This window comes from Bacteroides sp. An269 (genome assembly GCF_002159755.1).
Lineage (GTDB): Bacteria > Bacteroidota > Bacteroidia > Bacteroidales > Bacteroidaceae > Phocaeicola > Phocaeicola intestinalis.
In genome coordinates, this window is the sequence record NZ_NFJG01000132.1 from 1 (window position 1) to 10,802 (window position 10,802).

At 45.6% G+C, this 10,802-nt stretch carries 14 protein-coding genes and 1 pseudogene; 10 read left to right on the top strand and 5 right to left on the bottom strand.

The genetic code is table 11. From position 1 onward, the window contains the following. Positions 1–182 (top strand): hypothetical protein (locus tag B5F71_RS20450; RefSeq protein WP_158098131.1); only part of this gene is annotated, 182 nt, incomplete at its 5' end. A gap of 281 nt (positions 183–463) precedes the next feature. Here B5F71_RS20450 and B5F71_RS17030 read toward each other — a convergent pair. Next, on the bottom strand, positions 464–1,015 hold the full coding sequence (locus B5F71_RS17030; RefSeq protein WP_087212686.1) for a 30S ribosomal protein S16: 552 nt from the start codon (positions 1,013–1,015) through the stop codon (positions 464–466). Between the two features lie 155 nt (positions 1,016–1,170). On the opposite strand from B5F71_RS17030, the gene B5F71_RS21080 reads away from it, so the two are divergent. From B5F71_RS21080 to B5F71_RS17050, 5 genes are all read left to right on the top strand, one after another. Next, positions 1,171–1,449, top strand: a complete 279-nt coding sequence (locus B5F71_RS21080) for a hypothetical protein (protein ID WP_241148639.1) — start codon at positions 1,171–1,173, stop codon at positions 1,447–1,449. A 12-nt stretch (positions 1,450–1,461) separates the two neighbouring features. Then, entirely contained in the window at positions 1,462–2,082 is a 621-nt protein-coding gene (locus B5F71_RS17035; protein ID WP_241148640.1) for a TolC family protein, read from the top strand. Between the two features lie 187 nt (positions 2,083–2,269). Next, on the top strand, positions 2,270–2,824 hold the full coding sequence (locus B5F71_RS17040) for a GrpB family protein (RefSeq protein ID WP_087212689.1): 555 nt from the start codon (positions 2,270–2,272) through the stop codon (positions 2,822–2,824). A 106-nt stretch (positions 2,825–2,930) separates the two neighbouring features. Then, positions 2,931–3,437 carry an aminoglycoside nucleotidyltransferase gene (locus B5F71_RS17045; protein WP_087212693.1) on the top strand — a complete coding sequence of 169 codons (507 nt, stop codon included), beginning with the start codon at positions 2,931–2,933 and terminating at the stop codon, positions 3,435–3,437. Between the two features lie 154 nt (positions 3,438–3,591). Further along, positions 3,592–4,008: an EamA family transporter gene (locus B5F71_RS17050; protein WP_087212696.1), complete on the top strand. Its 417-nt coding sequence runs from the start codon at positions 3,592–3,594 to the stop codon at positions 4,006–4,008. A gap of 7 nt (positions 4,009–4,015) precedes the next feature. On the opposite strand, the gene B5F71_RS17055 is transcribed toward B5F71_RS17050, so the two are convergent. Next, entirely contained in the window at positions 4,016–4,732 is a 717-nt protein-coding gene (locus B5F71_RS17055; RefSeq protein WP_087212698.1) for a DUF169 domain-containing protein, read from the bottom strand. Positions 4,733–4,934: 202 nt separating this feature from the next. On the opposite strand from B5F71_RS17055, the pseudogene B5F71_RS21085 reads away from it, so the two are divergent. Next, a pseudogene (locus B5F71_RS21085) lies at positions 4,935–5,057 on the top strand (DNA-binding response regulator); the annotation flags it as partial. 148 nt (positions 5,058–5,205) lie between these two features. Next, positions 5,206–5,514: an ATP-binding protein gene (locus B5F71_RS17065; protein WP_241148641.1), complete on the top strand. Its 309-nt coding sequence runs from the start codon at positions 5,206–5,208 to the stop codon at positions 5,512–5,514. A 178-nt stretch (positions 5,515–5,692) separates the two neighbouring features. On the opposite strand, the gene B5F71_RS17070 is transcribed toward B5F71_RS17065, so the two are convergent. From B5F71_RS17070 to B5F71_RS17080, 3 genes are all read right to left on the bottom strand, one after another. Beyond that, entirely contained in the window at positions 5,693–7,048 is a 1,356-nt protein-coding gene (locus B5F71_RS17070; RefSeq protein WP_087212701.1) for a S41 family peptidase, read from the bottom strand. Between the two features lie 11 nt (positions 7,049–7,059). After that, positions 7,060–7,929: a hypothetical protein gene (locus tag B5F71_RS17075; protein ID WP_087212703.1), complete on the bottom strand. Its 870-nt coding sequence runs from the start codon at positions 7,927–7,929 to the stop codon at positions 7,060–7,062. Between the two features lie 210 nt (positions 7,930–8,139). After that, the gene (locus B5F71_RS17080; protein ID WP_087212706.1) at positions 8,140–9,867 is read right to left on the bottom strand and encodes a fimbrillin family protein; all 1,728 of its coding nucleotides are present in this window, start codon (positions 9,865–9,867) and stop codon (positions 8,140–8,142) included. A gap of 245 nt (positions 9,868–10,112) precedes the next feature. On the opposite strand from B5F71_RS17080, the gene B5F71_RS17085 reads away from it, so the two are divergent. Then, a complete protein-coding gene (locus tag B5F71_RS17085) occupies positions 10,113–10,436 on the top strand; it encodes a hypothetical protein (protein ID WP_087212709.1) in 324 nt (107 codons plus the stop codon). Then, the gene (gene tnpB / locus B5F71_RS17090) at positions 10,429–10,797 is read left to right on the top strand and encodes an IS66 family insertion sequence element accessory protein TnpB (RefSeq protein ID WP_013616133.1); all 369 of its coding nucleotides are present in this window, start codon (positions 10,429–10,431) and stop codon (positions 10,795–10,797) included. The genes B5F71_RS17085 and tnpB overlap by 8 nt, the downstream gene beginning before the upstream one ends. Positions 10,798–10,802 lie beyond the last annotated feature (5 nt).

The following is a 10,802-nucleotide window of genomic DNA, read 5'->3' on the forward strand; positions in this document are numbered from 1 at the left end:
CTGACGAAGAACAGGAGCGAAAAGAACCAAAAAATCGCCCAAAGCACACACGAAAACGGATACATCAAGCCAAGAAAAACTTTTTGGAGAAATTCAAAACAGCTTCTAAGTGTAGTAAACAAAATTGGTTAGCGAAACTGTTATTATCTTCTTGCTTCAACGCAGATAGCTTCGTTTGGTAAGATTAATAATCTTCAAGCTGTAAGATTAATAATCTTGCAGCTTGAAGATTATTAATCTTACAGCGGATGAGCCTATCTGCGTTTACCGTTGCACCTATATCCGTGGTTCAACTGAAACATAATAACTCTTTCGGCGTGGATAAGTTGGTGCATCCGGGCGTATGCGATACGCCCCTACATTGGCTGTTTGCGGACATCCATTAAAAAAATAAAGAATGGCAAGAAGTATTGCCATTCTTTATTTTGCGACAGCCTCGCTTTTATTACGTCAAAAAGCGAATTTATGCTTCAGCCGGAGCTTCGGTAGCAGGTGCTTCTTCAGCTGGAGTTTCTTCTGCAGGAGCAGCTTCAGCTTCTGCCTTAGCGGCTGCTTCAGCAGCTTTCTTTTCAGCTACTTTCTTAGCAATTTCTTCATTGATTTTCTTTTCTGCTTCCAGACGTTCTTTAACGGCTGCTTGTTTGGTTTCTTCTGCTTTAGCCTTTATTGCGGCCAAATTAGCTTGTTTGTTTTCTTTCCAAGCGCTGAAGCGAGCCTGTGCTGTAGCTTCATCGAATGCGCCTTTTGCAACACCACCCTGCAAGTGTTTCATCATATAAACACCTTCGCGAGACAAGATGTTACGTACAGTGTCTGTAGGTTGTGCACCTACTTTTACCCAATACAATGCACGGTCGAAATTCAAATCTACTGTGGCAGGATTGGTATTGGGGTTGTATGTACCAACTTTTTCAATAAATCTACCATCACGTGGTGCTCTTGAGTCTGCAATAACAATTGAATAAAACGCATATCCTTTGCGTCCGTTTCTTTGCAATCTGATTTTTGTTGCCATCTTTAAATATAAAGTTTAGTAAATAATAAAATGATTTGAATTATACTAATAACTCGTATTAGCGGCTGCAAAGGTAATGCTTTTTATTTGATTGGCAAAGCATTGGTTCAGATTTTAAAAAACTGTTGTGAATTTCTTCAAAAAGTTTTCATGCCTTGATGCATTTGTCTTATTATGCAGAAGCCGCAAAGCACTACAGCCCCTTGCTCCACGATTACCGCAACCAACTGCAAATAGAGCAGGCGGAACTCCGGCGGCTGAAGGCGCTGTACACCCGTTCACGGCTGGAGCTGAACGGGGATTACCTGTTCGTACCCGTCCTGACCAAAGACGGGGGGACGACTTCTTTCCGATGGAACGCACAGGATGCCACGGATTATTACGGCTACGACTTGGGCGAGAGCAGCGGGCACCTGCATACCGGAGCCACGTAGACACAACCACTCTTGGGACATTCGTCTTACAAAGTGGCACAGGAGCAATCCCGCATCAATATGGATATGGCTCGCAACCACATCCGCTTGGAAGAGAACCAACTGGAACGCGCGGTGACGGAACAGTACCGGTTGGACAGCCTGAACACGGCGGCATCGCTGCGTTCTTTCAACTTGCAGTACAAGCCGCGGCTGGACCTGTTTGTGGACGGAGGCATACAGACGGGCAGCTTCTCGCAATGGTACAGGCATTTCGGCTGGAGCGCAGGACTGACATTTACGTGGACGCTCTTCGACGGCAGGCAAAAGCGCTGGAAGGAGCGTCAGGCGGAATTACAGCAGCAAAGCATACGCATCTACCGGGACCATGCCGAATACCAACGCAGCATGAGGCTCCGCCAATGCCTGTCGGAGTTGGAGAAATATGACCGGAGGGACAAGGCTCTGACGGAGCAACTCGCCGGATACGAGCGTGTCCTGTCCGATTACGCGCGGGAGGTGGAGGCCGGGCAGGTGTCCGTGTTGGATTACCTGACCGTGCTCCGCAACAAGATACAGACGGAACGGGATGCCCTGCTGATGCGCACGAACCGGCAGCTTGTCATTGCCGCCTACAATTACTGGAACCACTAAACACAACTTGGATATGAAAGCAACTCTTTCGATTCATCAACTCTACGCCAAGCCCATCCTCTTCGTGGCAGGTCTGCCCCTGCTGCTGGTGGTGCTTCCGGCGCTGATGTGGAGGATTTACCGGTGAATGGTGGGGATTGGTGTTTGCTCCGCTTGCTGATTTTTCATACCTTCGCAAGAAAAAACTATGACATCAAAAGATTATCTTGAAAAGGTAACTATCGGGAATCTTGCCGAATTGTCGGAGAAAATCATTTTGGATGAATATAACCCTCATTGGAAACTTATGTTTCAACGTGAAAAGAGTCGGATAGAAAAAGCCTTGTGCGGAAAAGAGATTATTGTCGAACATGTCGGCTCCACCTCAGTTCCTGGATTATGCGCGAAACCGATTATCGACATTCTTCTTTTGGTACCAGATTCGGCAGATGAAACCTACTACGTGAGGTTATTGCAAGACGCAGGATATGTTCTTAGAATCCGTGAACCAGAATGGTTTGAACATCGGATGTTCAAAGGCAAATCGCCGGAAGTGAATTTGCATGTCTTTTCAATCGGATGCAAGGAAGCAGACAGAATGATAGACTTCCGTGATTGGCTGATAGCGCATGAAGATGACCGCCGTCTGTATGCAAACACGAAAAAGCATTTGGCTGCCAAAGATTGGAAATATGTACAAGAGTATGCCGATGCGAAGTCAGAAGTAGTGAAAGAAATATTCCGGCATATTTTTGCCCGGTAGAGTCTTTCGGGGGGCCGACGGTGTAAATCTGTTTTTGATGAGGTTTAGTGTTTGCCAAGCTTGCTGATTTTTCATACCTTCGCAAACAAACTTCCAAAATTTAGATATGATTACCGAAAAAGATGCTATTGATTTAATCATGCTTGCCGAAGAATTGGAGATAAATGTTTTCATTGACGGCGGCTGGGGTGTAGATGCATTGTTAGGCGAACAAACGAGAGAACATCAAGACATTGACTTGTTTGTGGAAGAAAGGCAGGCTGTGCGTTTCATTCATGCTTTACATCAACAGGGATTCAAGGAACGGACAGAAACATATTCCACTCCGCAGCACATCGTTTTCGCAGATGCGGATGGGCGGACGGTGGACTTGCATTTGTTTACATATACTTCGGAACGGAAGATTGTTTTTGAAGGAGCAATTTATCCGGCGGACACGTTCAATGGAGAAGGCTGTATCGGCAGAAAGAAAGTGTCGTGTATTCCTCCCCAGGCACAGGTCGCTTTCCACACAGGATATGTTTTTGATGAAAACGATATTAAAGATGTGCTTGCCTTGTGCTACCATTTCCATATTCCTATCCCTGAAGAATACAAGCCTTATGCTAAGTAATCCGCCCCCATCCGAAGCTCCGACAAATCTTACAGGAAAAAGTACTATTCCCGGCAGAGGCTTTCCTTCTTTCTTCAAAATTCCTACAAAATCCGCTCCTACCTTTGCGCAGATACAATAACTTTGCAACCGACTTAAAAACAGGAAAGCGATTATGTGGAAATATTACGCACTGCTGTCCGCCCTCTTTGCCGCGCTGACCGCCATCTTCGCCAAGGTGGGCGTGAAGGACATTAATTCAGATTTGGCTACGGCTATCCGCACCACCGTCATCCTGCTGCTGACGTGGGGCATCGTGCTCTTCGGGCAGCACGTGGGCGAGATAAGGGAGATACCGCGTCATGCTTGGCTCTTCCTCGTGCTGAGCGGCGTGGCGACGGGGCTGTCGTGGTTGTTCTATTTCAAGGCACTGCAGACAGGCGACGTGTCGCGCGTGGCACCGATAGACAAACTGAGCGTCGTCATCACCATCTGCCTGTCGTTCCTGTTTCTGAAGGAACCGGTCAGCCTGCGGGTGGTAGTGGGCGCGCTGCTGATAACGGGCGGAAGCATCATCATGTTAATCAAGTAAGCGCAGGTCAGATGCTGTTGGTTATCCGTTCTTTTACCTTACTCCATGCATTCGTATGGAAGAGGCAACAACGGTCCATTGCCTGATACATCTCTTTAAAACGGCTTGCCGGAATCACAAAACTCAGCACATTGCTTTCTACATAAGGGCGCACGGAAGGGTCGAGCAGACCTATAAACGTACGACGGCCGCCTGTTCTGTTTTCTTTTACGGCTTGGGCTACAACTGATGAACAGCCTGAGCCGAAAATGCAGGAGACAGCATCATCGGCGTTATTGTCGAAGAATGCCCAAGTTGCCAGTCCTGACAGCATGTCGGGAGTAGCAAAAAACAAAATCCCTTCCATGGGTTCAAAACTCTCTACGCGGTCAATCCGTATGAAATTAAGATACTTTTTAGCAGCCGGCCGTATATCAAGCCGTTCAATGCACGTTATCACATCTTCCGGAGAAGCCTTGTAGCGTTCTTTATGTGACACAAAGCCGGGCACATGCTCAGGCATCGGCGCAAAGGCGGTATAGAGCTTGCCTCCGCCACAACCGATGGTCTCGGCATTCAGGCTAAGCCCTTTCCCTTTTCTCGCGGCATTCATTCCCTTAAAGAGACAACCGTTTATCTTATCTGTATCTGCCACCGGTTCGTTATCATAATAGAACAGAAGCGGAAGTTCCGCCGTTTCACCAAAAGCCTGGCGGTATTTGCTGATGAATGTCTGAGTATCCATATCTTTTTCAGTATAAGTAGTTTTGTGGGTAAATATAGTGAAAAATTCGATTCTTCTTCAATATATCTTCACATTTTCCTATTACCTTTGCTTCCATGTTTATTCATCAAACGCAATGAAACTGCTGATAATCGAAGACGAAAGGGAGCTGTCGGCCCTTCATCGGTAACGTGGGCAAGGCGGTGTCGAAGGCAGGGATGGAGAGTATCCCAGCGGCGACATGGCGGATATGCTGGACAATCACGACTTCGTCTACACGCACATCAAGAACTTGAAGGCGAAGCTGGCGGAGGTGGGTGTGAGGGATTGCGTCAAGAATGTGTATCGCGGTGTTGCTGCTTGCCAAGATAGACAACCGCCAGTACGAACAGATGGAAACCATCAGTTTGGGCGATTTTCTCGACAGACTGCTGCCTTCATTGGAATGCCTTATGGGAAACATCGTTCTCCGCAAAGATTTCCAGACTTCGCTGATGATACGTGCCAACCGCACCCTTCTGGAAAGTCTCGTGAATAATCTTGTGGTGAATGCTGTCCGCCATAACCGTCCGAATGGGGACATCACTCTTGTTCTGACCGGCAGGCAGCTTATCGTATCGAACACTTCCGATGAGCCGGAATTGGACGCCCGGCAGGTATTCAATCGCTTCTACCGCCCGTCAGAAAAAACAAAAGGTAATGGATTAGGACTGGCGATAGTGAAAGCGGTTTGCGAATACCATGGATGGAAAGTGAACTACTGGTATGAAAATAACAGGCATTGTTTTGCGGTGAATTTTTAGTTCCTATGTTTGTAAAATGTGCTAGCAAAATAGCATAAAGCCAAGAGAAACTGTTTTGAATTTCTCCAAAAAGTTTTTCTTGTCTTGATGTGTTCGTTTCGTGTGTGCTTTGGGCGATTTATTTGGCAAAGCCTGTCCTATTGCGTTTTCATGAGAACATGCTGATAAATGTCAACATTCATTTTATTGACATTTGGCTTCGCTTTGGTTTGTGGTCTATAGGGTTATAAATAATTTTGCTTCCTGTTGAACGGGTACTTTCTTCTGTTCCAGTCGAGGGAAACGTGCCGTGTTCCAAATGATAAAATACCGGAGCCAAAATACTGTCGGCTGGTGTGCCGAACTCTCCTAAATTGGCAGTTAAGTCTTCAGATGAAACATAATCAGGTTGCAGCCCATCAGTATAATAATCGTAAAAGTTTTCCGAGTTAGCTGTATACGAGGTGGTTAACCAGAATTCCAGTTGCGGGTAAGCTTCATTGGTAAACAGGCTCTGTGCCACATTTTTTCCAAAGGTGGCAGCACCTACTTGTAATAGCTTATCACCTAAATATGGGCGCAAGGTATTGATAACAATTTCGGATGCCGAGGCTGTATTAGAGGTGGTGATGACGTACAGGTGGTCATAATTCAGATTGGTTACCCCTTGCAGCAGGCTGGCATCAAAAGTATAGGTCTGTGTCTGAGGATCAGTCTTGTCATTGAATACCATTGTAAGCCACGGTTGTCCCATTGCACCTTGTGGGGCAAGGATGGTACTAAGCAATTGGGCTGTGGATACATAGCCACCCGGATTGTAGCGAAGGTCGAGGATGATGTCGGATGGTGACTGGGCGGCAGCTTCGTTGAAGGCTGCTTTCAGTGATTCTTCGTCGTCCGTTTCAAATCCATTGTAGAGGATATAAAAAGCTTTTTTGCTTCCGGCGGTTATGGTCTTATAGGTAAATACGCTGGGTTGTTCGATGATTCGGGGAGCAGGCATGTCAACGTAGGATGTATCCGGCTGTCCATCTACTTCTGTAGCTACCCGGTAGCGGCAGGAGCTGCTGGGACGCTGGAAGAAAGATTCGAAGTTACTTGTATTCAAAGCCCGGTCGTTCACGCTTACCACCCAGTCGTTGCGTTTCAGTCCCACTTCAGAAGCTGGAGAATCAGGATACACATATAATATATGTACTACATAGTCACCGTTGGTATTGCGTATCAATGAGCCTTCCAATCCGAAAGTGGGGTAAGCACTTTGTACACGTGAAACATTTACCGAATCAATGTGGGAAAACACGCTTCCATTTTTCTGGTCCTGTGAAGAAACAACCGACTGGAGAAATGTTTCAGGCTTATCGAAGAAGTTCAGTCCTTCTTCGGTGGGAAGGTCTTCGTAAAACAGGTAATGTTGTTGCATGGTTTCGTACATCCACGTTTTTGGCCCGATGAGGGCATAATATTCCCCCGAGCGGTCTTGTCCGCACGATGCAAGGAATAAGGCAGATGCAAGCATGCATAGCGCATGGATGTGGAATAGGCTTCTTTTCATGATGCAGGCTTTTATTTCATGGTAAACGAGTTTTGTCCGATCATATTGCCGTCGGCAAAGATATAGACCGTATAGGTACCTGCAGGAAGGTATTCTTCCACGTCCCAATAGACGGTAACGCTTTGTTCTTCTCCGGTATATTCAATATACTTTTTAATGGAGTAAGTAATTTCACGGTCTTCGTAGGCAAAGGTGGTATTGCCTTTCGAGAGGATGTCATTGTCGGGCTTGGCAATGCGGACGTAGATTGTTTTGTTGCCCGTTTCGGCAGTGATGTTCTTTACGATGGTGAACGAGATAGCAATTTTTTTCACGTCTTTTACCTTTCGTGCTTTCTTGCCACGTTTATTCATCGGTAGTGCAGAGATGTTGGTGGCATCCAGTTGGGCTGCTAGCGATACCTTTTCGTTCAGGTTTTTCTTTTCTTGCGAGAGGGTATTGATTTGCGCTGTGGCAGCTGAGTATTTGCTTTTCACTTCCTGATTTTCTTCCATCAGTGCAGCGTTGAGCCGGTTGAGCGAGTCAATTTGGATAACATAGGTACGCAGCACGGCACGTACGGTTTTCAATTCTTTCTTCAACCGCAATATTTCGGCAGCATTGGTTGTCTTCACCTGCCGCAGTTCTTCCAATAACCGTTGGGTCTTCAACTTTTCACTTTCCAGTTTTTCACGAAGCGAATCGTTGTTGATTTGCACCTGAAGTTCATCGTATTGTGTAGCAAACGCGCTATATTCATTTTCCATTTCTTGTTTTTCTACGGCAAACACTTCGGCCATTTCCTTATTTTTCCGGTATTCGTTCACGGCAAGGAAAGAAACGCCTGCAACAATGACAATCAATAGAATAATCGCTCCAACTAATTTTTTATTTTTTTCCATAGACTCTTGAGTTTGGGCGCAAAATTACAACATTTTGCACAGATGTAGTCTTTTGGGCTGATAAAAAACTATAATGGGGATGAGTTCATGCGTTTTAAGTTTTTAAGTTTTTGGGTTTTGGGGTTTGTTTGCTGATTCTGCCTTACTGGTTATTGGGAATAGCTCTTAAAAATTCATCCTACATCATCACACAAAACTCAAAACAGACTTTTAAAGGCCTGCCAACTTGGCTGGAACACCTTCATCTCCTGCTTCCCAATGCAAAAGGGGAAGTCCGTTATACTCGCCTTGCTGCTTGTCTACCCAGGCATTCAAGGCATCCAAAAGGGTTTCGCCCGTATCGGTAACGGTGAAATCAGTATCGTATGCATAATTTTTCCCTTCATTTTTCGTGCCCTTATAAAATTCTTTTAGACCACTATCTTTCGGATAATAACAATTATTAGATATACCGGCTGAAAGTTGATAAGAAAAGAGAGCGGATTGTGAGTTCCCATTGAAAAATGGGGCATGTACATAGCAATTCGTCAGCACAGCACCGGAAGCCATATTATAACATAGACCTCCTGCATTGGCGTTTTTCGTAAACTGACAAGAACTTGCATAACTATTGATAACATACAAATAATTATGTCCACATAATCCTCCTATACCATCAAGCCTTCCTTCAAAACTAACATTACATACTGAACTATTGGCAATAGTACCTTTATTTTCACCAACTAAGCCTCCTGCATAACCAAATGCTTTATCTTCGATACTACACGATAGAACATGGCAACCAATCACATTCCCTTCATTAAAACCGACAATCATTCCATCATAATGAGTTTCATTAAGAAAATCAAGATTGACATACGAACAGTTTTCTAAAGTCAAGTCTTTTACCATTCCTCGCTCGCCTATATATCCGAATAGTCCCTGATGTTTAGTGTCTTCCGGAGTAATCAAACGTAGATTGGAAAGCGAATGCCCTTGACCGTCAAAACATTTATTAAAAGATTTGCTTTTACCAAATTCTGTCGACTTACAGCCTATCGGCTGCACTTGCTCACTTTGCTCTTCTGTGAACTCAATGTCCGCACAAAGGAAATAGGTCATGACGCCATCTACTTCATGTCCGAAATCGTCCAGCGTGTAGCCTTCGTATTCCATCCCGTTTATCAGATGGGAGAATGCGATAAATTCTTCTGCGGTGTAGATGCCGGTTTCTTTTTCTTTGGAAATAAGCCGGTAGGTATATTGGTGTCCCGAAATGAAAGATTGTGTCGGAGTGGTGAGCTGTAGTTCACCTTCGGGGGTGACAAGCCTGATGTCGACAGAAACATTGTCGGCAGGAGGTATGAAAAGTGTATACATACGGTCGGTTCGTTTTTCGAAAGAAACGGTAGGTGCCGGAGTTTCTGCAAATGTGAATGTTCGGGTGTGAGGCTCTATGCTTGCCAGTCGGACGGATGGGGTAAAACGGATGTTTTGCATCTGTGTATGGATTGATTCATCTGTCTCAAAAGTGATTTTGGCAAAGAGATGTTCGAATTGCAGTTCGACTGGTTTGCCGTAGGGCGTTTCTTGAGCTGCATATAAGATGTCTTTCAGATTTCCTTCCGTATCGTAAAGTTCTTGTTGGGTTGATGCGAATGCCGGATAGTAGACGACAACCGATGCTTCGTTTCCACTTTTATCCCAGTACAATGGAGTCTCAGGATGCCATTCCCCATCTTGATAAGTCAGGGCGATATTGTTGGCGTTTATTCCTCCTTGACTGAAAAGGGAGGCATTGTCGCCTGCGGTGAAGATATTTTTTCCTTCATTGTTCCGGGTCATCCCTTCCAATTGGTTTCCTTGGATGGAGACTGTTATAAGTGAGTTGTCCATAAGTTGTTCTTCCTGGCATCCGACAAGCAGGCAAGCAAGGAGGATGATATATAGCTGTTTCATGGCATTCGGTATATTGTTGTTTTTAAAATATAACGCAAGAGCATTATTTTGTTTACCCCCGTTCCCTGTTTTTTACCAGCTGATTATGCGAATCGGGAGTTGACAACGGATTCTTGTGATGCTATCATAGAACACAGACTACACAAGGATACACAGAAGAATGGTAAGCATTCTAAGAAATACACATTGCATGCCCTATGGTTTGATTGTAATTTTGCCCCGCATAACAATCAAACCGAATAGCAATGAACAGAACTGGATTTGAAGAATTAGAAATGCAGGTGCAACAAAGCGGCCTGTCATTGAAGTCGTACCTACGACAGATAGGAGTGAGTTATTCCACCTATCACTATTGGCAAAAGAAATACTCTGCCGAGAAAGACAGTATCAAACAAGAGCTGGCTCCGATCAATATCAAACGGCCAACAGCAGAATTGTCCTTGGATGAACAGGCTCCTTACGGCGTGTCCTTGTTGTTTCCCAACGGACTCCGTGCCCACTTTGGAAGCGGCTCAGAGAAGCTGTTGATGGAAGTGTTGAACCAAAGTCTGCAGGACGGCCATGTTTAACTTGAACGACACGATGCGCTACTTCCTGTGTCCCGGCAGGACGGACATGCGCAAGGGCATCAGTTCGCTGTGCGGGGTGGTGCATGAAAAGATGAAAAGTGAGGTGAAGAACGGCGATGTCTTCATCTTCATCGGCTCCAACCGCAGGCTTATGAAGCTGCTTCATGCGGAAGACGGCGGCATGGTGATGTACGTCAAACGGCTGGAGGCCGGACGCTTCAAACTGCCGGAATACGACCCGGAATCAGACAGTTATCCCATGGAATGGCGTGACCTGGTAATGATGGTCGAGGGCATTCAGGAAAGCCCGGGGCAGAGGCTCCGGCGGTTAAGGGCAGAGCGTAAGGAGTACCATGTATGACATGT

Coding starts and splice junctions, on each gene's coding strand:
- B5F71_RS17030 (WP_087212686.1), bottom strand. CDS start 1,015: ATGGCAACAAAAATCAGATTGCAAAGAAACGGACGCAAAGGATATGCG.
- B5F71_RS17040 (WP_087212689.1), top strand. CDS start 2,270: ATGACATCAAAAGATTATCTTGAAAAGGTAACTATCGGGAATCTTGCC.
- B5F71_RS17045 (WP_087212693.1), top strand. CDS start 2,931: ATGATTACCGAAAAAGATGCTATTGATTTAATCATGCTTGCCGAAGAA.
- B5F71_RS17050 (WP_087212696.1), top strand. CDS start 3,592: ATGTGGAAATATTACGCACTGCTGTCCGCCCTCTTTGCCGCGCTGACC.
- B5F71_RS17055 (WP_087212698.1), bottom strand. CDS start 4,732: ATGGATACTCAGACATTCATCAGCAAATACCGCCAGGCTTTTGGTGAA.
- B5F71_RS17065 (WP_241148641.1), top strand. CDS start 5,206: ATGATACGTGCCAACCGCACCCTTCTGGAAAGTCTCGTGAATAATCTT.
- B5F71_RS17070 (WP_087212701.1), bottom strand. CDS start 7,048: ATGAAAAGAAGCCTATTCCACATCCATGCGCTATGCATGCTTGCATCT.
- B5F71_RS17075 (WP_087212703.1), bottom strand. CDS start 7,929: ATGGAAAAAAATAAAAAATTAGTTGGAGCGATTATTCTATTGATTGTC.
- B5F71_RS17080 (WP_087212706.1), bottom strand. CDS start 9,867: ATGAAACAGCTATATATCATCCTCCTTGCTTGCCTGCTTGTCGGATGC.
- B5F71_RS17085 (WP_087212709.1), top strand. CDS start 10,113: ATGAACAGAACTGGATTTGAAGAATTAGAAATGCAGGTGCAACAAAGC.
- tnpB (WP_013616133.1), top strand. CDS start 10,429: ATGTTTAACTTGAACGACACGATGCGCTACTTCCTGTGTCCCGGCAGG.